Raw genomic sequence first — 21,677 nt, forward strand, 5'->3', positions numbered from 1 at the left:
CCCCGCGGAGGGGCCTCGAGAGTGCGCGAATCCTTGACTCAAGTCGTTGATTTGTAGTGAGTTGGCGCTGCTCGGGCATGCGCCGACCTACTTCGTTTGCCTCAGGATCGAGGCGGCGAAGTTCCACCAGAAAAAGGAACCAGGCTTCTCATGGGCGAACTGGCCAAAGAAATTCTCCCGGTCAATATCGAAGACGAGCTGAAACAGTCCTATCTCGACTACGCGATGAGCGTGATCGTCGGGCGGGCCCTGCCGGATGCACGTGACGGCCTGAAGCCGGTGCACCGCCGTGTGCTTTATGCCATGAGCGAGCTGGGCAACGACTGGAACAAGCCCTACAAGAAATCCGCCCGTGTGGTCGGCGACGTGATCGGTAAGTACCACCCGCACGGCGACACCGCGGTCTACGACACCATCGTGCGCATGGCGCAGCCGTTCTCGCTGCGCTACATGCTGGTGGACGGCCAGGGCAACTTCGGTTCGGTGGACGGCGACAACGCCGCAGCCATGCGATACACCGAAGTGCGCATGGCCAAGCTGGCCCACGAACTGCTGGCGGACCTGGAAAAGGAAACCGTCGACTGGGTGCCCAACTACGATGGCACCGAGCAGATCCCGGCGGTCATGCCGACCAAGATTCCCAACCTGCTGGTCAACGGTTCCAGTGGTATCGCCGTGGGCATGGCGACCAACATCCCGCCGCACAACCTCGGCGAAGTGATCGACGGCTGCCTGGCGCTGATGGACAACCCCGACCTGACCGTCGATGAGCTGATGCAGTACATCCCCGGTCCGGACTTCCCCACCGCCGGCATCATCAACGGCCGCGCCGGGATCATCGAGGCCTACCGCACCGGTCGCGGGCGCATCTACATCCGCGCCCGTGCCGTCGTCGAGGAGATGGAGAAGGGCGGCGGTCGCGAGCAGATCATCATCACCGAGCTGCCGTACCAGTTGAACAAGGCGCGGTTGATCGAGAAGATCGCCGAGCTGGTGAAAGAGAAGAAGATCGAGGGTATTTCCGAGCTGCGCGACGAGTCCGACAAGGACGGCATGCGCGTGGTCATCGAGCTGCGTCGCGGCGAGGTGGGCGAGGTGGTCCTCAACAACCTCTATGCCCAGACCCAGCTGCAGAGCGTGTTCGGCATCAACGTGGTGGCCCTGGTCGACGGCCAGCCGCGCACGCTGAACCTGAAGGACATGCTCGAAGTGTTCGTCCGCCACCGCCGCGAAGTGGTGACCCGGCGTACCGTCTACGAGCTGCGCAAGGCCCGCGAGCGCGGGCACATCCTGGAAGGCCAGGCGGTCGCCCTGTCGAACATCGATCCGGTGATCGAGCTGATCAAGAGTTCGCCGACCCCGGCCGAGGCCAAGGAACGCCTGATCGCCACTGCCTGGGAGTCCAGCGCGGTGGAAGCGATGGTCGAGCGTGCCGGCGCCGACGCCTGTCGTCCGGAAGACCTGGATCCGCAGTACGGCCTGCGCGACGGCAAGTACTACCTGTCGCCGGAACAGGCCCAGGCGATCCTCGAGCTGCGCCTGCATCGTCTGACCGGTCTGGAGCACGAGAAGCTGCTCTCCGAATACCAGGAAATCCTCAACCTGATCGGCGAGCTGATCCGCATCCTGACCAACCCGGCGCGCCTGATGGAGGTGATCCGTGAGGAGCTGGAAGCGGTTAAGGCCGAATTCGGCGATGCTCGCCGCACCGAGATCGTGGCTTCCCAGGTCGACCTGACCATCGCCGACCTGATCACCGAGGAAGACCGCGTGGTGACCATTTCCCACGGCGGCTACGCCAAGTCCCAGCCGCTGGCTGCCTACCAGGCGCAGCGTCGCGGCGGCAAAGGCAAGTCCGCCACCGGGATGAAGGACGAGGACTACATCGAACACCTGCTGGTGGCCAACAGCCATGCGACCCTCCTGCTGTTCTCCAGCAAGGGCAAGGTCTACTGGCTGCGTACCTTCGAGATTCCGGAGGCCTCGCGTACCGCGCGTGGCCGGCCGCTGGTGAACCTGCTGCCGCTGGACGAGGGCGAGCGGATCACCGCGATGTTGCAGATCGACCTGGAGGCGCTGCAGCAGAACGGCGGCGCCGATGACGACCTCGACGAAGCCGAAGGCGCGGTGCTCGAGGGCGAGGTGGTCGAGGCCGCCGAGGTCGAGGAAGTCGAGGGCGAGACCGCCGAGCTGGTGGCCGAGCCGACCGGCGCCTACATCTTCATGGCCACCGCCTTCGGTACCGTGAAGAAGACCCCGCTGGTGCAGTTCAGCCGTCCGCGCAGCAGCGGCCTGATCGCGCTCAAGCTGGAAGAGGGCGACACCCTGATCGCCGCCGCGATCACCGATGGCGCCAAGGAAGTCATGCTGTTCTCCAGCGCCGGCAAGGTGATCCGTTTCGCCGAGAGCGTGGTGCGCATCATGGGCCGCAACGCCCGCGGCGTACGCGGCATGCGCCTGGGCAAGGGGCAGCAACTGATCTCCATGCTGATTCCGGAGTCCGGGGCGCAGATCCTCACCGCCTCCGAGCGCGGCTTCGGCAAGCGTACCCCGCTGAGCAAGTTCCCGCGTCGCGGCCGTGGCGGCCAGGGGGTGATCGCCATGGTCACCAACGAGCGCAACGGCGCGCTGATCGCCGCGGTACAGGTCCAGGAAGGCGAGGAGATCATGCTGATTTCCGACCAGGGCACCCTGGTGCGGACGCGTGTCGACGAAGTCTCCCTGTCCGGCCGCAATACCCAGGGCGTAACCCTGATCAAGCTCGCCAGCGACGAGGTACTGGTCGGTCTGGAGCGTGTCCAGGAGCCGTCGGGCGGAGATGACGAGGACCTGCCCGAGGGCGAGGAAGCTGCCGAATCTCTGGGCGAGTCGGCCGAGTCCGAGCCCGCGGCGGAAGCGGAAGGCAACGAAGAGTAAGGCTCGGGGCGGGCGTCTGCGCCCGCCTGGCCGATGACGTCGGCGGATAACTCACGGCTATCCGCCCTACCTATAGCGAGAGTGGATGTGAGCAAGCGAGCCTTCAATTTCTGCGCCGGTCCCGCGGCGCTTCCCGACGCAGTTCTGCAACGTGCCCAGGCCGAGCTTCTCGACTGGCGGGGCAAGGGCCTTTCGGTCATGGAAATGAGCCACCGTAGCGACGACTACGTGGCCATCGCCAGCAAGGCCGAGCAGGACCTGCGCGACCTGCTCGACATTCCCTCGGACTACAAGGTGCTGTTCCTGCAGGGCGGCGCCAGCCAGCAGTTCGCCGAGATTCCGCTGAATCTGCTGCCCGAAGATGGCGTCGCCGACTATATCGATACCGGTATCTGGTCGAAGAAGGCCATCGAGGAGGCTCGTCGCTATGGCACCGTGAATGTCGCGGCCAGCGCCAAGGAGTACGACTACTTCGCCATTCCGGGTCAGAACGAGTGGACGCTGACCAAGGACGCGGCCTATGTGCACTACGCCTCCAACGAGACCATCGGCGGCCTCGAGTTCGACTGGATTCCCGAGACCGGCGACGTGCCGCTGGTCACCGACATGTCCTCCGATATCCTCTCGCGCCCGCTCGACGTGTCCCGCTTCGGCCTGATCTATGCCGGGGCGCAGAAGAACATCGGCCCGTCCGGCCTGGTGGTGGTGATCGTTCGCGAAGACCTGCTCGGCCGCGCCCGCAGCGTCTGCCCGACCATGCTCAACTACAAGATCGCCGCGGACAACGGTTCCATGTACAACACCCCGGCGACCTACTCCTGGTACCTGTCCGGCCTGGTCTTCGAATGGCTGAAGGAGCAGGGCGGGGTGACCGCGATGGAGCAGCGCAACCGCGCCAAGAAGGACCTGCTGTACAAGACCATCGATGCCAGCGACTTCTACACCAACCCGATCCAGCCGAGCGCCCGCTCCTGGATGAACGTGCCGTTCCGCCTGGCCGACGAGCGTCTCGACAAGCCGTTCCTGGAAGGCGCCGAGGCGCGCGGGCTGCTCAACCTGAAAGGCCACCGCTCGGTCGGCGGCATGCGCGCTTCCATCTACAACGCCCTTGGCCTGGACGCGGTCGAGGCGCTGGTCGCATACATGGCGGAGTTCGAGAAGGAGCACGGCTGATGGCGGACCAGGACCAGCTCAAGGCCTTGCGCCTGCGCATCGACAGCCTCGACGAGAAGTTGCTCGAGCTGATCAGCGAGCGTGCCCGTTGCGCCCAGGACGTGGCGCGAGTGAAGACCCAGACCCTGGGCGAGGGCGAGGCGCCGGTGTTCTACCGTCCCGAGCGCGAAGCCTGGGTGCTCAAGCACATCATGCAATTGAACAAGGGGCCGCTGGACAACGAAGAGGTCGCGCGGCTGTTCCGCGAGATCATGTCGTCCTGCCTGGCGCTCGAGCAGCCGCTGAAAGTGGCCTATCTCGGACCCGAGGGCACCTTCACCCAGGCCGCGGCGCTCAAGCATTTCGGTAATGCGGTGATCAGCACGCCGATGGCGGCGATCGACGAGGTGTTCCGCGAGGTCGCCGCCGGCGCGGTGAACTTCGGCGTGGTGCCTGTGGAAAACTCCACCGAGGGGGCGGTCAACCATACCCTCGACAGCTTCCTTGAGCACGACATGGTGATCTGCGGCGAAGTCGAGCTGCGTATCCACCATCACCTGCTGGTCGGCGAAACCACCAAGACCGACAACATCACCCGGATCTATTCCCATGCCCAATCCCTCGCGCAATGTCGCAAGTGGCTGGACTCGCACTACCCGAGCGTTGAGCGGGTGGCGGTGTCGAGCAACGCCGACGCGGCCAAGCGGGTGAAGAGCGAGTGGAATTCGGCGGCGATCGCCGGCGACATGGCGGCCAGCCTGTACGACCTGAGCAAGCTGCACGAGAAGATCGAGGACCGCCCGGACAACTCCACGCGCTTCCTGATCATCGGCAACCAGGAGGTGCCGCCGACCGGCGACGACAAGACCTCGATCATCGTTTCCATGCGCAACAAGCCGGGAGCCCTGCACGAGCTGCTGGTACCGTTCCACAACAACGGTATCGACCTGACCCGCATCGAAACCCGCCCGTCGCGCAGCGGCAAATGGACCTACGTGTTCTTCATCGATTTCGTCGGCCACCATAAAGAACCGCTGATCAAGGACGTCCTGGAGAAGATCGGCCAGGAAGCCGTCGCCCTGAAGGTCCTGGGCTCCTATCCGAAAGCGGTGCTCTGAGCGCGCTGTCATTCCGAAGAGACGGGTCATCGATGAATGCCCCGTCCCGCGTCGAGGCTGAACTATCCATGTCCGATTTCCTTGCCCTGGCCCAGCCGGGGGTGCAAAAGCTGTCGCCCTACGTCCCTGGCAAGCCGGTGGACGAACTGGCCCGCGAGCTGGGCATCGACCCTGCGGCGATCGTCAAGCTCGCCAGCAACGAGAACCCGCTGGGTGCGAGCCCAAAGGCGCTGGAGGCTATCCGCGCCGAACTGGCGGAACTGACCCGTTATCCTGACGGCAACGGTTTCGAACTCAAGCGCAAGCTGGCCGAGCGTTGCGCGGTGGATGCGGCGCAGGTGACCCTGGGCAACGGCTCCAACGACATTCTCGACCTGGTCGCCCGTGCCTACCTCGCGCCTGGTCTGAACGCCGTGTTCAGCGAACATGCCTTCGCCGTCTACCCGATCGCCACCCAGGCCGTGGGCGCCGAGGGGCGGGCGGTCAAGGCGCGCGTCTGGGGGCATGACTTGGAAGCGATGCTCGCCGCCATCGATGGGCAAACTCGCGTGGTGTTCGTCGCCAACCCGAACAACCCGACCGGGACCTGGTTCGGTGCGGACGCCCTGGAGCGGTTCCTCGCCCAGGTGCCGGCGGAGGTGCTGGTGGTGCTGGACGAGGCCTATATCGAATACGCCGAGGGCGACGAGCTGCCCGATGGCCTGGACTACCTGGCGCGCCATCCCAACCTGCTGGTCTCGCGGACTTTCTCCAAGGCCTATGGCCTGGCTTCGCTGCGGGTCGGCTACGCGCTTTCGAGCAAGGCGGTGGCCGATGTGCTCAACCGCGTGCGCCAGCCGTTCAATGTCAATAGCCTGGCCCTGGCGGCTGCCTGCGCGGCGCTGGATGACCATGACTACCTGGCGCAGAGTCGCCGCCTAAACGATTCCGGCATGGCGCAGCTGGAGGATGGCTTCCACGCGTTGGGCCTGTCCTGGATTCCCTCGAAGGGCAACTTCATCGCCGTGGATCTGGCTCGCGATGCCGGTCCGGTCTACCAGGCGCTGCTGCGCGAAGGCGTGATTGTGCGCCCGGTGGCTGGCTACGGGATGCCGACCTTCCTGCGCGTCTCCATCGGGCTGCCGGAGGAGAACGATCGTTTCCTCCAGGCGCTGGGCAAGGTGCTGGCGCATGACTGAGGTCACGCCGCTGCAACAGTCGACCCCTAAGCTGGGCCGCCTGGTGGTGGTGGGGCTGGGCCTGATCGGCGGCTCCTTCGCCAAGGGGTTGCGGAGCAAAGGGTTGTTCCGGGAAGTGGTCGGCGTGGATCGGGATGCCGAGTCTTGCCGCCTGGCGGTGGAACTCGGCGTGGTCGACCGTTGCGAGGAGGATCTTGGCCGCGCCTGCGTCGGCGCTGACGTGATCCAACTGGCGGTGCCGATCCTGGCGATGGAACGGGTGCTGGCCGACCTGGCGAAGCTCGACCTGGGCAAGGCTGTATTGACCGACGTTGGCAGCGCCAAGGGCAATATCGCGCGTGCCGCGCGTGCCGCGTTCGGCGGGATGCCGCGGTACCTGGTGCCGGGGCATCCGATCGCGGGTTCCGAGCAGAGCGGAGTGACCGCGGCGAAGGCGACCCTGTTCCGCCGGCACAAGGTGATTCTCACGCCCTCCGCGGAGACCGATGCCGACGCGCTGGCGCTGGTCGACAGCCTGTGGCGCGCGCTGGGCGCGGACGTCGAGCACATGGAGGTCGAGCATCACGACGAGGTTCTGGCGGCCACCAGCCACCTGCCTCACCTGCTGGCCTTCACCCTGGTCGACTCCCTGGCCAAGCGCAGCGAGAACCTGGAGATCTTCCGCTATGCCGCCGGCGGTTTCCGTGATTTCACACGGATCGCCGGCAGCGACCCGGTGATGTGGCACGACATCTTTCTCGCCAATCGCGAGGCGGTGCTGCGTACACTGGATGTTTTTCGTGACGACCTCGACGCGCTGCGCGAGGCCGTCGACACTGGGGACGGGCACCAGTTGTTGGGCGTTTTCACGCGCGCCCGGGTAGCCCGTGAGCATTTCAGCAAAATCCTGGCCCGTCGGGCCTATGTGGACGCCATGCACAACAACGACCTGATTTATCTGGCCCAGCCGGGCGGCAGCCTGTCCGGAACCATCCGGGTACCGGGCGACAAGTCGATCTCCCATCGCTCGATCATGCTCGGCTCCCTGGCCGAAGGCACCACCGAAGTGGAGGGCTTCCTCGAGGGTGAGGACGCACTGGCAACCATCCAGGCGTTCCGCGACATGGGAGTGGTGATCGAGGGGCCACAGAACGGCCGCGTCACCGTCCATGGCGTTGGCCTGCACGGCCTCAAGGCGCCGCCTGGGCCGATCTACCTGGGTAACTCCGGTACTTCCATGCGTCTGCTCAGCGGTCTGCTGGCGGCTCAGCCGTTCGACAGCACCCTGACCGGCGACGCTTCCCTTTCCAAGCGGCCGATGAATCGCGTAGCCAAGCCGCTGCGCGAGATGGGCGCGGTAATCGAGACGGGGCCGGAAGGCCGTCCGCCGATGACCATTCGCGGCGGCCAGCGCCTCACCGGTATGCATTACGACATGCCGATGGCCAGCGCCCAGGTGAAGTCCTGCCTGTTGCTCGCCGGGCTCTACGCCGCGGGTGAGACCTCGGTCACCGAGCCGGCGCCGACCCGCGACCACACCGAGCGCATGCTGCGCGGCTTCGGCTATCCGGTGGAGGTCGAGGGCAGCACCGCCAAGGTCGAATCCGGGCACAAGTTGAGCGCCACCCATATCGAGGTCCCGGCCGACATTTCCTCGGCAGCCTTCTTCCTGGTTGCCGCCAGTATCGCCGAGGGTTCGGAACTGGTCCTGCAGCACGTCGGCATCAACCCGACGCGCGTCGGCGTCATCGAGATCCTGCGCCTGATGGGTGGTGACCTGAGCCTGGAAAACCAGCGCGAGGTCGGCGGCGAGCCGGTCGCCGACATCCGCGTGCGCTCCGCGCGGCTCAAGGGCATCGACATTCCCGAGGACCTGGTGCCACTGGCCATCGACGAGTTCCCGGTACTCTTCGTGGCTGCCGCCTGCGCCGAGGGGCGCACCGTCCTGCGTGGCGCCGAAGAGCTGCGGGTCAAGGAGTCGGACCGTATCCAGGTCATGGCCGACGGCCTGAAGGCCCTGGGCGTGAAGGCCGAGCCGACCCCGGATGGCATCGTCATCGAGGGTGGTGCGTTCGGTGGCGGCGAAGTCTGGGCGCACGGCGACCACCGTATCGCCATGTCCTTCAGCGTCGCTTCGCTGCGCGCCAGCGGGCCGATCCGCATCCACGATTGCGCCAACGTCGCCACCTCCTTCCCCAACTTCCTCGCCCTGTGTGCCCAGACCGGTATCCGGGTCGCCGTGGAGAACCATTGATGAACGGCGCTGTACCGATGCTCGCCATCGATGGCCCCAGTGGCGCTGGCAAGGGCACGGTCGCCGGGCTGCTCGCCCGGCGCCTGGGCTGGAACCTGCTGGATTCCGGGGCGCTTTATCGGCTGTTGGCGTTCGCCGCGGTCAACCATGGTGTCGACCTGACCAATGAAGAGGCGCTGAAGGTCCTGGCTGCGCACCTCGATGTGCAGTTCGTCGCCGCCGATGGCAGCCATGGGCAGCGCATCATTCTCGAAGGCGAGGAAGTGACCGATGTGATCCGTACCGAGCAGGTCGGTGCCGGCGCCTCGCAGGTCGCCGCCTTACCGGCCGTGCGCGATGCGTTGCTGCAGCGCCAGCGGGCGTTCCTCGAAGCGCCGGGGTTGGTGGCCGACGGCCGCGACATGGGCACCGTGGTGTTTCCCGATGCGCCTCTGAAGATCTTCCTCACCGCCTCGGCGGAGGAGCGTGCGCGTCGACGCTACCTGCAGTTGAAGGCGAAGGGCGCGGATGTCGACCAGTCTGCCTTGCTGGAAGAAATCCGCGAGCGCGACGAGCGCGACAGCCAGCGCGCGGTCGCGCCGCTGAAACCGGCCGATGACGCGATCCTGCTGGACTCCACCGAAATGAGCATCGAGGCGGTGGTCGAGACGATCATCCGGCACTGCGAGCGGCAGGGCTGGGACGTCTGAGGTTTCGGCGCGGGAATTGACGATACAGGGCCTGGTTGCTAATATTCCAGACCTTATGTTGTGGCGTTTTGCAGGTGCGGTGAGGGTTGCCTCTCGACTTGGATGGCGCCATCGCAGAACAACCCAACTGGGCATTCCCATTCGGGAGTGCAATCAGAAGCTAGCAGGAAACCAGCAAATTGTCCTGCGGCTTCATTTAATGACTTGACCGCATTGGCTGGTGATGCGGAATCGGGCCCTTCCGGGCCTTTGACTACAGGTATGAACATGAGCGAAAGCTTCGCAGAACTCTTTGAAGAAAGTCTGAAATCCCTCGACATGCAGCCGGGTGCCATCATCACCGGCATCGTGGTCGACATCGATGGTGACTGGGTCACCGTCCATGCCGGTCTGAAATCCGAGGGCGTCATCCCGGTCGAGCAGTTCTACAACGAACAGGGCGAACTGACCATCAAGGTGGGTGACGAAGTCCACGTCGCATTGGACGCGGTAGAAGACGGCTTTGGCGAGACCAAGCTGTCCCGCGAGAAAGCCAAGCGCGCCGAGAGCTGGATTGTTCTGGAAGCGGCTTTCGCTGCCGACGAAGTGGTCAAGGGCGTCATCAACGGCAAGGTCAAGGGCGGTTTCACCGTCGACGTCAACGGCATCCGCGCGTTCCTGCCGGGTTCGCTGGTCGACGTGCGTCCGGTTCGCGACACCACCCACCTGGAAGGCAAAGAGCTCGAGTTCAAGGTCATCAAGCTCGACCAGAAGCGCAACAACGTTGTCGTTTCCCGCCGCAGCGTCCTGGAAGCCGAGAACAGCGCCGAGCGTGAAGCTCTGCTGGAATCGCTGCAGGAAGGCCAGCAGGTCAAGGGTATCGTCAAGAACCTCACCGACTACGGCGCATTCGTGGACCTGGGCGGCGTAGACGGCCTGCTGCACATCACCGACATGGCCTGGAAGCGCATCAAGCATCCGTCCGAGATCGTCAACGTTGGCGACGAGATCGACGTCAAGGTCCTGAAGTTCGACCGCGAGCGCAACCGTGTATCCCTGGGCCTGAAGCAACTGGGCGAAGACCCGTGGGTTGCCATCAAGGCGCGTTACCCGGAAGGCACCCGCGTCATGGCCCGCGTCACCAACCTCACTGACTACGGCTGCTTCGCCGAGCTGGAAGAGGGCGTGGAAGGCCTGGTACACGTCTCCGAAATGGACTGGACCAACAAGAACATCCATCCGTCGAAAGTCGTCCAGGTTGGCGACGAAGTGGAAGTTCAGGTTCTGGACATCGACGAAGAGCGTCGTCGTATCTCCCTGGGTATCAAGCAGTGCAAATCCAACCCGTGGGAAGACTTCTCCAGCCAGTTCAACAAGGGGGACCGTATCTCCGGTACCATCAAGTCGATCACCGACTTCGGTATCTTCATCGGTCTGGACGGCGGCATCGACGGCCTGGTCCACCTGTCCGACATCTCCTGGAACGAAGTCGGCGAAGAAGCCGTACGTCGCTTCAAGAAGGGCGACGAGCTGGAAACCGTCATCCTGTCGGTCGACCCGGAGCGCGAGCGCATCTCCCTGGGCATCAAGCAGCTGGAAGACGATCCGTTCTCCAACTACGCGTCCCTGCACGAGAAAGGCAGCATCGTCCGCGGTACCGTGAAGGAAGTCGACGCCAAGGGCGCTGTCATCAGCCTGGGCGACGACATCGAAGGTATCCTGAAGGCTTCCGAAATCAGTCGTGACCGCGTCGAAGACGCGCGCAACGTCCTGAAGGAAGGCGAGGAAGTCGAAGCCAAGATCATCAGCATCGACCGCAAGAGCCGCGTCATCAGCCTCTCCGTCAAGTCCAAGGACGTCGACGACGAGAAGGACGCAATGAAAGAACTGCGTAAGCAGGAAGTAGAAAGCGCTGGTCCGACCACCATCGGTGATCTGATCCGTGCTCAGATGGAGAATCAGGGCTAAGTCTCTGATCCATCATGAAAAAGGGCGGCCTAGGCCGCCCTTTTTCGTTTTCCCCTTCTTGGACCTGTTCAAAGACTGATCAGCATGCTAAAAGAGACCTGAGCTGATCTAGCCGCTTGAAAAAGAAGGGAAAACCATGACCAAGTCGGAGTTGATCGAACGGATCGTTACCCATCAGGGGCAACTGTCCGCGAAGGATGTCGAGTTGGCAATCAAGACCATGCTGGAGCAAATGTCCCAGGCCCTGGCGACCGGGGACCGGATCGAGATCCGTGGCTTCGGCAGCTTTTCCTTGCACTACCGCGCCCCGCGCGTCGGTCGCAACCCCAAGACCGGGGAGTCGGTACGCCTCGACGGCAAGTTCGTGCCGCACTTCAAGCCGGGCAAGGAGTTGCGGGATCGGGTCAACGAGCCGGAGTGACTCTGGCAGATACGAGGTTTTTTCAATGCAATGGCTCGGGCGGATTTTGACTGCTGTGTTTGTGTTGGTGGTTGCGCTGGTGGTCCTGGTTTTCGTATTGGAAAATCAGAATAGCGTCAGCCTTGCCTTCCTTGGGTGGCACACTCCTGACGGTCCGCTTTCTCTCTTCGTGTCTCTGGCTTTCATCCTCGGTGGGCTCGGTGGGTTGTTGAGTGGGGCATTGCTTCGTTTGAGGGGGCGTCAACAAAAATCTCTTCGCTCTGAATCAACCTCTCTATAAGTTCGTCCCTTCCGAACTAATTGCGTGCCAGCTCCGCAGTGGGTCTCTTCTTGCTGAAAAGGGTTGCTGCCGGCGGGTCGTAACCTCTCGTGGAAGGTATCCTCTGGCCTGCTTGACCCCATTTTTCTGCTGTGGGCACTAATCTCTGACTGTCTTGTCTAACATACGTCCGTGCATCCTGAATCGCGAGCTAGGCTCTGTTATCAGCGATTGGTGCGCTGAAGGTGTTTGCGTCGTATCCCTATCTCCTGGAGTCGATGGTCGCGACCGTGCGGCTTGTAATCTCGTAGCATGCTGTCAAAATGCAGCAGCTTCCTGATGCATCTCCACGTCAGGAGGGGGGCTGCCGCATGATGACTCCTTAACCCAAGAATTGGATCCGTTGTGACAGAAAAAAATTTTCCCTCCTATAAAGCCAAGAGCGGCGAGTTCGATCTGATAGAGATTATGAGTGGGTTGTGGTCCCTGAGATGGCTGATTGCTTTGCTGGCAGTGTTGCCCGTGTTGTTGGCTATTGTTTATCTATTCATCACCAAGCCCGTCTATGAGGCTCGTGTCTCGACGCTGCCTCCTTCACTCAGCGATATAGCTGGTTTCAACTTGGGAAGATCGGAAAACGGGCTTCCCGCGTTTTCGGCAAATGGTGTCTATTCAATCTTCGTGCGAAATCTCCAGTCCGAAGAGACTCGCCGTCAGTTTTTTCGAGATGTATATATTCCTTCCTTGGAGGAGGGGGCTTCTGTTGGTTCGCGGGATCAGCTTTATGCGCTTCTCATGAATTCGGTAACTATTCAGAAGCCTAGCAAAGAGGATAGCGAGCGCTACACTGTCGTCATCGAGCGGCATGATCCTTCGCAGGCGGCGGAGTGGGGCGAGAAATATATAGGAATTGCAGTCAAGCGTTCCATGCAGGAAATGCAAGAAGGAGTACGCCGCGAGTTTCAAGTGAAGAATCGCAATATACAGCAACAGATCGACATCTTGCGTGAAACTGCGAAGGCTCGCCGTGAAGATCGTATCTCTCGACTGAAAGAGGCGTTGCGCGTTGCGGAGGCCTTGAAGCTGGAAAATCCTCCGTTGATAGAAGGGCAGGTTGATCAACAGCTTTCCTCCATCATGGAAGGCGGACTGATGTACATGCGTGGTGCCAAGGCTATTCGGGCAGAAATAAAAACGCTGCAAGATCGTGTCTCCGATGATCCTTTCATTCCCGCATTACGAGGCTTGCAGGAGAAGTATGCTCTTCTGGAGGGGCTGACGCTGAATCTCGATAAAGTCGCTGTTTTTCGTCAGGATGGTACGATAGAGGTGCCAGATGATCCCGTCCGTCCAAGAAAAGGCATAGTGCTTATCCTAAGCATGCTTGCCGGTGGTTTTTTGGGGGTTGCGGTGGCTCTAGCCATCCTTATGGTGAGAGGTGGGTTTAGGCGCACGGTCGATGCTGCATGAGTTTTTTGCTTGTAGGGTCGGCAGAAGTTTATAGTCAATGGGATTTTCAGTTTTCAATCCATCGGATTTTGGTTGAGAACTGTTTTACATGAAGTGAGGTGCGCGTTAAATGAAGGATCTGAAGGTTGCAGTTGTTGGGCTAGGCTATGTTGGTCTTCCGCTTGCTGTTGAATTTGGTAAAAAACGAACCGTTGTCGGTTTCGATATCAATCAGGGGCGAATCGCTGAACTGCGGCAAGGCATTGACTCTACTCTTGAAGTAGATGCGGCTGAGTTGAAAGAAGCGTCCGAACTGAGCTTTACTTCCAATCTTCAGGACTTGCAAAAGTGCAATGTTTTCATTGTGACGGTTCCTACACCTATTGATGAACATAAGCAACCCGACCTCACCCCTCTTGTAAAGGCCTCGGAGAGCATCGGAAAGGTTCTGAAGAAGGGCGATATTGTAATTTATGAGTCTACCGTTTACCCGGGAGCGACGGAAGAGGACTGCGTACCTGTTCTGGAAAAATTTTCCGGGCTGAGGTTTAACGAGGACTTCTTCGCCGGTTATAGCCCCGAGCGCATCAATCCCGGCGATAAGGAACATCGGGTCTCTTCGATCAAGAAGGTCACTTCCGGCTCTACGCCGGAGATCGCAGAGTTGGTTGACTCCCTGTATAGAGAGATCATCACTGCCGGTACTCACAAGGCGAGCAGCATTAAAGTCGCTGAGGCTGCCAAGGTGATCGAAAATACGCAGCGAGATCTCAATATTGCTCTGATCAACGAACTCGCCATCATTTTCAATCGAATGGGTATCGATACCGAGGCGGTCCTCAAGGCTGCCGGCACGAAATGGAATTTCATGCCGTTCCGCCCGGGCCTAGTCGGCGGTCATTGCATCGGAGTCGATCCATATTATCTGACTCATAAAGCCCAGAGTATTGGCTATCATCCAGAGATCATCCTGGCTGGCCGCCGTTTGAATGACGGTATGGGTGCCTACGTCGTTTCGCAACTGGTCAAGGCTATGCTCAAGCGTCGTATCCACGTGGACGGTGCTCGCGTTCTGCTTATGGGGCTTACATTCAAGGAAAATTGTCCAGACCTCCGCAATACCAAAGTCGTCGATATTGTCCGTGAGTTGGCGGAATACAACATACAGGTTGATGTTTTTGATCCTTGGGTGAGCGCCGAAGATGCCATGCATGAGTATGGGATTACTCCAGTCGGTACGCCATCCCATGGCGCTTATGATGGAATTATCCTTGCGGTCGCGCACAGTGAATTCAAAAATATGGGCGCAGAAAATATACGGAAGTTAGGGAAGGCTGAGCATGTTCTCTATGATCTAAAATATCTACTCGATGAAGATCAGTCTGATCTACGCCTGTAAGATCAGTTGTAAGCTTTGTGAGTAGACGAGAGGGAATATGATGAGTCGTTATGAAGAGCTAAGAAAGGAATTGCCGGCGCAGCCGAAAGTCTGGCTGATTACAGGTGTGGCGGGCTTTATTGGCTCTAATCTTCTTGAGACTTTGCTAAAGCTTGATCAGAAGGTTGTCGGCCTGGATAATTTTGCTACTGGTCATCAGCGGAACCTGGACGAAGTGCGGTCCTTGGTTAGCGAGAAGCAATGGTCAAATTTTAAATTTATTCAAGGTGATATTCGCAATCTGGATGATTGCAATAACGCCTGTGCAGGTGTTGATTACGTTTTACATCAAGCTGCCTTGGGTTCGGTACCGCGTTCTATTAACGATCCGATCACCTCCAATGCAACGAACATCGATGGTTTCTTGAATATGCTGATTGCAGCCAGAGATGCCAAGGTGCAGAGTTTCACTTATGCGGCAAGTAGCTCTACCTATGGAGATCATCCCGGTTTACCGAAGGTGGAGGATACTATAGGTAAGCCTCTTTCCCCTTATGCGGTTACCAAATATGTGAATGAGCTTTATGCCGATGTGTTTTCGCGCTGCTACGGCTTTTCGACCATTGGGCTTCGTTATTTCAATGTGTTCGGTCGTCGACAGGATCCCAATGGTGCCTATGCGGCAGTCATACCAAAATGGACCTCTTCGATGATCCAGGGTGATGATGTCTATATTAACGGTGATGGCGAGACCAGTCGGGATTTTTGTTATATTGAAAACACCGTTCAGGCCAATCTGCTTGCTGCAACCGCGGGGCTTGATGCTCGTAATCAAGTTTACAATATTGCTGTTGGCGGGCGGACGAGTTTGAATCAGTTGTTCTTTGCGCTTCGCGACGGCCTTGCCGAAAACGGTGTGTCCTATCACCGGGAACCTGTTTATCGTGATTTTAGGGAGGGGGATGTACGTCACTCTCTCGCTGATATCAGCAAGGCTGCTAAACTGCTGGGGTATGCGCCGAAATATGATGTGTCTGCAGGTGTGGCGTTGGCCATGCCTTGGTACATCATGTTTTTGAAATGATATTCACTCTGGTGCGTTTGGATGAAAGTAGCGTCGTTTCCAAGAGCGGCGCTATTTTTGCTTTTGAGAGTCGCCTGGTGCTCCAAGTGCTCAATATTAGAGGCGTGTGATTCTCTATTTTCATCGCGGAGCACTTTTTCTATGATTGTTTTTTTATTTTTTGCTCATTGTTTTCTCTTTTTTATGGTTTAGAAAAGTATGCTGGGAAAACATAGTTTGGTTTATTTTTTGTTCAAGTCTTTTCCGGCAATATTGACTCTTGTCGGTCTTTCCGTTTTTACTCGTCTGTTGAGTCCGGGTGAGTATGGAGTCTATTCGCTGACAATTATAGTTGTTGGCTTCCTCAATACGGTTTTCTTGCAATGGGTGGCGCTGGGGGTTGGTCGTTATCTACCTGAGTGTAGTGATGACCAAGCTCGGGCGAGGCTTCTTGGCACGGCTAGGGCCATTAGCTTCCTTGTTTCACTCGTTATCATATTCGTCACGTTCCTGCTTTGGGAGTGGCGTGAAGAGATAGGTTTCTCTATTCTTTATTATATGGTCGGTTTTCTTTGCCTGGCACAGGCTTGGCATGATTTGAATCTGAAGATTCAAAATGCGATCTTGCAGCCGCTGACCTACGGGAAAATGTTGTTGATCAAAGGGGCTGGAAGCTTCTTTATCGGTGTTCTCCTTGTTTATTTCGGGTTTGGCGTTGATGGTTTGCTGCTGGGTACGCTTGTGTCTCTGGTACTGGCGACCATTTTCTTCCAAGATGCGTGGCGGGGAGTCAGTTGGGCGTTGGTAGACAAGGAGCAGTTAACCAGGTTGTTTGCCTATGGTGCACCACTGACGCTTACTTTCCTTTTTGCATTCATAGTCAATGCGTCTGATCGCTTCTTTATTGGGGCATTTCTGGGGGATGCCGCGGTAGGTGTCTACTCGGTGTCATATGACCTAGCGCAATATAGTGTTGGTACAGTGGCTTCTGTCGTTCACCTGGCGGCTTTTCCGCTGGTAATGGAGAAACTTTCCAAGAGCGGCTTGCCACAGACACAGGACCAACTGCGGAAGACCTTTATTTTTATCTTTGCAGTAGTCTCGCCTGCTGCCTGTGGTCTGGCCATGGTGGCTCCGGAAATTTCAGGATCTATTATGGGCGAAGAGTTTCGTGAGGGTGCCCTAAAGATAATTCCGTTGATATCCCTTTCGGCTTTTCTGGGGGGCTTGAAATCTTTTTACTTTGACTACTCTTTCCAATTGGCTAGTGCTACACGAGTGCAGGTTGTGACAGTGGCGGTGTCGGCAGTGGTTGATGTTGTGTTTAATTTAATCCTTATTCCGGAGTTTGGAATAGTTGGCGCGGCGGTATCTTCTGTTATGGCGTTTTCCTCTGCAATACTAATTAGTATCTTCTTGGGGCGGCGTGTTTTCCCAATGCCCGCCCTTCCGGGGAAAGATGCTATGAAAATTGTGTTGTCTGTGCTGTTGATGGCGGTGTCAGTTGCATCCTTCAGTTTGGAGAGTGCTCTTTTTGGCCTGGTTGTGAAAGTTGTCTTGGGGGGAGGGGTCTATTTGGCGGCAATGATTGCTCTTGATGTTTCTGGCATGCGTACTTTCCTGAAGAGCAAGCTAATTCGATGATAAGCAGTATGCCGACTTGCTTTCTGTTTGGAGGGGATGGGTCCCGGTTTGGTGGGGAGTGCCCAGAGCACTGCGATCTCCCGTTGGACAGGCGTGTCCAGGAATCAAGGAGGGGTAAATCATGATAGCGGAGCTCCCAGCAGTGCGGGTTCGGGCTTTTACCCAAGGTAGATCCGTTCCCAGTTCGAGATTTCGCGTGAAGGCTCTGCTCGAAGGGCTTGGCACGCGAGGTATCGACATGCATATGTCGGAAGCGCTGGTCTCTGCCTATCCTCCGGCTCGTCGACTGGATCGCCCGCTTTGGTTGCTGAGAGAACTGCTTCACCGCCTTCCTCAGGTAATCGGCTCTTACGGAAGTGACGTTGTGATCCTTCAACGAGAGCTTCTCTCGACAATTCCAACTCTTGAGTTTCTTACCAAGGCGCCCAGAATTCTGGATGTCGATGATGCAATATGGCTGCATCGTAGGGGGATCGCCGCGAATTCGATTGCTCGTCGTGTCGACCATATCGTGTGTGGCAATCAATACCTGGCCGATTACTTCGGTCAGTTCGGTAGGCCGACTACGATCATTCCGACGGGCGTCGATACTCTTCGTTTTTCACCCAGAAGGGAACGCAGGGAGAATAGAGTGATCGGCTGGTCCGGCACGTCGGGTGGCTACCGCTTTCTTTATGACATAGAAATCCCGCTGTCCCACCTGTTCAGAGATCACCCCGAATGGAAATTGAGGATCGTTTCGGACCGTCCTCCCGAGTTCAAGGTCATTCCAGCCGAAAAGGTTGAGTTCATTCGCTGGACAGAGACCAATGAGGTCGAAACGATTGCCGGAATGGATATCGGTATAATGCCTCTTGCCGATGATCTATGGTCGAGGGGGAAGTGTAGCTACAAAATGTTGCTTTATATGGCCTGTGGCTTGCCGGTAGTGGTTTCCGAGTATGGTATGAACCGCGATGTTCTAGCCCGAGGCTTCATCGGATATGGTGCGGTGGACGACGAGGGCTGGTATGAGTCACTTGCGGCTTTGGTCAAAGATCCGGAAGCCCGTGTGCGTGCAGGGCAAAATGGAAGAGATATTATCGAAAGGCACTATTCTCTCGATGTCGTTTGTGACCTGTGGGCAATGGTCATTGGCTCGGTAGCGCCTGGAAAGGGAACGAGGTGATTTGATGTGTGGTATCGCTGGCTTCTGGAATATTACGGGAACTCTCCTAGGGGATAATGCACGTGTGGCCCGGCAGATGGCTGCCGCCATACATCATCGTGGACCGGATGAGTCGGGGATTTGGTACGAGGCTCCGCGCGCCCCGATACTTGTCCATGCGCGTCTTGCGGTTCTGGAGCTTTCCCCCGCAGGCAGCCAGCCCATGCACTCCGACTGTGGTCGGTATGTGCTGATTTACAATGGCGAGATATACAACCATCTGGCTCTTAGGGCTCGCCTGAGCGAGGCAGGTGTAACACATTCCTGGCGTGGTGGATCGGACACCGAAACCTTATTGGCATGCTTTGCCCAATGGGGTGTGGAGAGTACCCTCAAGCTCACCGTGGGTATGTTCGCTCTGGCCTTGTGGGATCGACAGGAGAAAACAATTATTCTGGCTCGTGATCGAATGGGCGAAAAGCCTCTCTATTGGGGCTGGCAGAATGGCGTGCTTTTTTTTGCATCCGAACTGAAGGCCCTGAAAGAACATCCGCTTTTTAGGGGGGATATTGATAGAGATGCCTTGGCCCTATTTCTACGATATGGATATGTCCCGGCTCCCTATAGTATTTATAAAGGTATCGGGAAGCTAAGGGCAGGGAGCTATTTGGTCCTATCGGAACGTTCATTGAACGAGACCTGCGAACCTGCTGCCTATTGGAGTGCGAACGCCGCGATAGAAGAGGCTCTCTCCAATCCATTCCAGGGAACGGATGCCGAGGCAGTTGATCTTCTGGAAAGCCAGTTGAGAACTAGCATATCGGATCAGATGGTCTCCGATGTTCCTTTGGGAGCTTTTCTGAGCGGTGGGGTGGATAGTAGTACGGTCGTGGCGCTGATGCAGCAGCAGTCCTCACGCCCTATACGGACATTCTCTATTGGCTTTGATGAGCCTGGGTATGATGAGGCTATTTACGCAAAGGCGGTTGCAGAACATATCGGTACCGATCATACAGAGCTCTATGTCAATTCAAAAGATGCCCTAGATGTAATTCCATCTTTGCCAAAGATCTACTGTGAGCCATTTGGTGACAGTTCGCAGATACCAACCTTGATTGTCAGTGGACTGGCCAGGCAGCAAGTTACTGTTGCGCTGAGTGGAGATGGTGGTGATGAACTGTTTGGCGGCTACAATCCCTATCAGTTTACTCCCCGTGTCTGGCGCATGCTGGAGCGATTTCCTCATTCCATGCGGCGTTTCGCATCGGCTTTTGCTCAGGACTTGCCTTTACCTGACAAGTTGGGGAAGCTGCGTGACGTATTTGCTTCGAGGACGGCCGAGGAGCTTTTCTATCGATTGAACAGTCACTGGAGAAATCACGAATACCCGGTCATAGGTGCAAAGGGTCACACGGCACTATTGGATACTCCAGAAAGATGGCCAAGGGTGGACTCGTTCCAGCACTGGATGATGGCCATGGATGTTCAGGGCTACATGCCTGACGACATTCTGGTGAAGGTAGACAGAGCAGCGATGGCTAACAGCCTGGAAACCCGGGTTCCACTGATAGACCATCGCGTGTTCGAACTGGCTTGGCGCATGCCGTTGCATATGAAGATTCGCAATGGAAAAGGAAAGTGGTTGCTTCGTGAGGTCTTGTATAGGCATGTTTCGCGAGAGCTCATAGAGCGGCCCAAGAAGGGGTTTTCCGTTCCTGTCTCCGATTGGCTGAGAGGCCCTCTGAAAGAGTGGGCTGAATCGCTGCTTGATGAGCGACGCCTTCAGCAAGAAGGTTATTTGGATAGTAGGTTGATACGCAGGATCTGGAACGACCACTTGGCGGGAAGGCGGGACCACTCAAGACGCCTCTGGAGTGTTCTCATGTTCCAAGCGTGGTTGGAGTCATGACTACAGTAAAAGTTATCCACGTGATAGCCGGCCTGAAGAAAGTCGGCGGTGCTGAGTTAATGCTCAAGCGGTTGATCGAGACTCAAAATGGCGGCAGCGAATTCGAACATTCGATTATTTCACTGTCTGATCTTGGCGAGTTTGGGCAGGGTCTGATTGAGGCTGGTATATCTGTTGATGTGCTTGGCATGACCTCGATGAGGGATATGCCTCGGGTGCTCCTTCGTCTAATAGGGATATTTCGTGAAAGGAGGCCCGATATAGTCCAAACATGGATGTATCATTCCGATCTTCTTGGTGGATTGGCTGCCAGAATGGCCGGTATTGGCGGGATTATATGGGGAGTCCGCACGACCGACCTTCAAGAGGGCGGCAAGAGTACGACTGTTCTGGTACGGAAGGTGTGTGCCTGGCTATCCGGATTCTTGCCAAAATATATTGTTTGCGCCGCCGAGGCCTCAAGGCGCTCACACATTGCTGTTGGCTACAACGCAAGCAGGATGCTGGTCATTCCCAACGGTTTCGATCTCACTCGCCTGCAGGCGACTGACGAACAGCGGTCCGCTATCAGGAGTGGAGCTGGCATAGAGGCCAGCGATATCGTGGTTGGCAGTCTAGGCAGATTCCACCCGGTAAAGGATCATGCTTCCTTTGTCGCAGCTGCCGGTCTGCTGGCTCCACGTTATTCGCGCTTGAAGTTTCTTTTGGTGGGACGGGAGCTGCTGTCTTCCAATGCTGAATTGCAGCGCCTCATCGAAGCGACCGGGTATGCGGAGCGCTTCATCCTGCTTGGAGAGCGGCAAGATGTAGCATCGTGTCTGAAAGCCATGGATATCTTCTGTCTGCATTCTCGCACGGAGGGATTCCCCAATGTTCTTGGTGAAGCCATGGCCATGGGATTGCCTTGTATTACCACTGATGTGGGTGATGCTGCTTATTTGCTAGGTAACGACGGTGTCGTCGTTCCGGCCTTGGATCCGAATGCGCTCGGCAAAGGTATCGAGGATCTCATTGCGTTGGATGTCGAGGGTCGTCGGGCACTTGGTGAGGCTGCAAGACAGAGGATTTACTCGAACTTCACGATGGCCAGTGCCTCTCAGCGTTTCATGAGTCTGTATCGCGACATTCTTGTAAAAAGAAAAGCTTGACGAGCTTGAAGGTTATGTTTGTAAAA

Annotated in this window: 15 protein-coding genes; all 15 read left to right on the forward strand. The window is 57.9% G+C overall.

Features of this window, described 5'->3' with window-relative positions:
• Nucleotides 1-150 precede the first annotated feature (150 nt).
• Entirely contained in the window at nt 151-2,916 is a 2,766-nt protein-coding gene (gene gyrA / locus AC4OR5_RS26555; protein ID WP_003116419.1) for a DNA gyrase subunit A, read from the forward strand.
• An 87-nt stretch (nt 2,917-3,003) separates the two neighbouring features.
• Nucleotides 3,004-4,089 (forward strand): 3-phosphoserine/phosphohydroxythreonine transaminase, encoded by a 1,086-nt coding sequence (gene serC / locus AC4OR5_RS26560; RefSeq protein WP_003111764.1) that lies wholly within the window; start codon nt 3,004-3,006, stop codon nt 4,087-4,089.
• Nucleotides 4,089-5,186: a prephenate dehydratase gene (pheA, locus tag AC4OR5_RS26565; protein ID WP_003091446.1), complete on the forward strand. Its 1,098-nt coding sequence runs from the start codon at nt 4,089-4,091 to the stop codon at nt 5,184-5,186. The genes serC and pheA overlap by 1 nt, the downstream gene beginning before the upstream one ends.
• A gap of 68 nt (nt 5,187-5,254) precedes the next feature.
• On the forward strand, nt 5,255-6,364 hold the full coding sequence (gene hisC, locus AC4OR5_RS26570; protein ID WP_003091445.1) for a histidinol-phosphate transaminase: 1,110 nt from the start codon (nt 5,255-5,257) through the stop codon (nt 6,362-6,364).
• Nucleotides 6,357-8,597: a bifunctional prephenate dehydrogenase/3-phosphoshikimate 1-carboxyvinyltransferase gene (locus AC4OR5_RS26575; protein ID WP_031692589.1), complete on the forward strand. Its 2,241-nt coding sequence runs from the start codon at nt 6,357-6,359 to the stop codon at nt 8,595-8,597. Before hisC ends, AC4OR5_RS26575 begins: the two co-directional genes overlap by 8 nt.
• A complete protein-coding gene (gene cmk / locus AC4OR5_RS26580) occupies nt 8,597-9,286 on the forward strand; it encodes a (d)CMP kinase (RefSeq protein ID WP_003091443.1) in 690 nt (229 codons plus the stop codon). Before AC4OR5_RS26575 ends, cmk begins: the two co-directional genes overlap by 1 nt.
• 267 nt (nt 9,287-9,553) lie before the next feature.
• Nucleotides 9,554-11,233 carry a 30S ribosomal protein S1 gene (gene rpsA / locus AC4OR5_RS26585; RefSeq protein ID WP_003091442.1) on the forward strand — a complete coding sequence of 560 codons (1,680 nt, stop codon included), beginning with the start codon at nt 9,554-9,556 and terminating at the stop codon, nt 11,231-11,233.
• 136 nt (nt 11,234-11,369) lie between these two features.
• The gene (gene ihfB / locus AC4OR5_RS26590; RefSeq protein ID WP_003091441.1) at nt 11,370-11,654 is read left to right on the forward strand and encodes an integration host factor subunit beta; all 285 of its coding nucleotides are present in this window, start codon (nt 11,370-11,372) and stop codon (nt 11,652-11,654) included.
• Between the two features lie 664 nt (nt 11,655-12,318).
• On the forward strand, nt 12,319-13,383 hold the full coding sequence (locus tag AC4OR5_RS26595) for an LPS O-antigen chain length determinant protein WzzB (protein ID WP_014602695.1): 1,065 nt from the start codon (nt 12,319-12,321) through the stop codon (nt 13,381-13,383).
• Nucleotides 13,384-13,492: 109 nt separating this feature from the next.
• Nucleotides 13,493-14,761 carry a UDP-N-acetyl-D-glucosamine 6-dehydrogenase WbpO gene (wbpO, locus tag AC4OR5_RS26600; RefSeq protein WP_023086035.1) on the forward strand — a complete coding sequence of 423 codons (1,269 nt, stop codon included), beginning with the start codon at nt 13,493-13,495 and terminating at the stop codon, nt 14,759-14,761.
• 37 nt (nt 14,762-14,798) lie between these two features.
• Nucleotides 14,799-15,824, forward strand: coding sequence for a UDP-N-acetyl-alpha-D-glucosaminouronate 4-epimerase WbpP (wbpP, locus tag AC4OR5_RS26605; RefSeq protein WP_023835806.1), 1,026 nt, complete (start codon nt 14,799-14,801; stop codon nt 15,822-15,824).
• A 198-nt stretch (nt 15,825-16,022) separates the two neighbouring features.
• Nucleotides 16,023-17,447: an oligosaccharide flippase family protein gene (locus AC4OR5_RS26610; protein ID WP_058160375.1), complete on the forward strand. Its 1,425-nt coding sequence runs from the start codon at nt 16,023-16,025 to the stop codon at nt 17,445-17,447.
• A gap of 196 nt (nt 17,448-17,643) precedes the next feature.
• Complete coding sequence (locus AC4OR5_RS26615) at nt 17,644-18,615, forward strand: glycosyltransferase family 4 protein (RefSeq protein WP_170835774.1); 972 nt, start codon at nt 17,644-17,646, stop codon at nt 18,613-18,615.
• Between the two features lie 4 nt (nt 18,616-18,619).
• The gene (asnB, locus tag AC4OR5_RS26620) at nt 18,620-20,503 is read left to right on the forward strand and encodes an asparagine synthase (glutamine-hydrolyzing) (protein ID WP_058160374.1); all 1,884 of its coding nucleotides are present in this window, start codon (nt 18,620-18,622) and stop codon (nt 20,501-20,503) included.
• Nucleotides 20,500-21,651, forward strand: coding sequence for a glycosyltransferase family 4 protein (locus AC4OR5_RS26625; protein ID WP_058160373.1), 1,152 nt, complete (start codon nt 20,500-20,502; stop codon nt 21,649-21,651). The genes asnB and AC4OR5_RS26625 overlap by 4 nt, the downstream gene beginning before the upstream one ends.
• Nucleotides 21,652-21,677: the final 26 nt, after the last annotated feature.

The sequence above is a fragment of the Pseudomonas sp. YA1 genome (assembly GCF_058680555.1).

What these genes read in the sequence shown, in the direction of transcription:
- gyrA (WP_003116419.1), top strand. Translation starts at nt 151, where the DNA reads ATGGGCGAACTGGCCAAAGAAATTCTCCCGGTCAATATCGAAGACGAG.
- pheA (WP_003091446.1), top strand. Translation starts at nt 4,089, where the DNA reads ATGGCGGACCAGGACCAGCTCAAGGCCTTGCGCCTGCGCATCGACAGC.
- hisC (WP_003091445.1), top strand. Translation starts at nt 5,255, where the DNA reads ATGTCCGATTTCCTTGCCCTGGCCCAGCCGGGGGTGCAAAAGCTGTCG.
- AC4OR5_RS26575 (WP_031692589.1), top strand. Translation starts at nt 6,357, where the DNA reads ATGACTGAGGTCACGCCGCTGCAACAGTCGACCCCTAAGCTGGGCCGC.
- cmk (WP_003091443.1), top strand. Translation starts at nt 8,597, where the DNA reads ATGAACGGCGCTGTACCGATGCTCGCCATCGATGGCCCCAGTGGCGCT.
- rpsA (WP_003091442.1), top strand. Translation starts at nt 9,554, where the DNA reads ATGAGCGAAAGCTTCGCAGAACTCTTTGAAGAAAGTCTGAAATCCCTC.
- ihfB (WP_003091441.1), top strand. Translation starts at nt 11,370, where the DNA reads ATGACCAAGTCGGAGTTGATCGAACGGATCGTTACCCATCAGGGGCAA.
- wbpO (WP_023086035.1), top strand. Translation starts at nt 13,493, where the DNA reads ATGAAGGATCTGAAGGTTGCAGTTGTTGGGCTAGGCTATGTTGGTCTT.
- wbpP (WP_023835806.1), top strand. Translation starts at nt 14,799, where the DNA reads ATGATGAGTCGTTATGAAGAGCTAAGAAAGGAATTGCCGGCGCAGCCG.
- AC4OR5_RS26610 (WP_058160375.1), top strand. Translation starts at nt 16,023, where the DNA reads ATGCTGGGAAAACATAGTTTGGTTTATTTTTTGTTCAAGTCTTTTCCG.
- asnB (WP_058160374.1), top strand. Translation starts at nt 18,620, where the DNA reads ATGTGTGGTATCGCTGGCTTCTGGAATATTACGGGAACTCTCCTAGGG.
- AC4OR5_RS26625 (WP_058160373.1), top strand. Translation starts at nt 20,500, where the DNA reads ATGACTACAGTAAAAGTTATCCACGTGATAGCCGGCCTGAAGAAAGTC.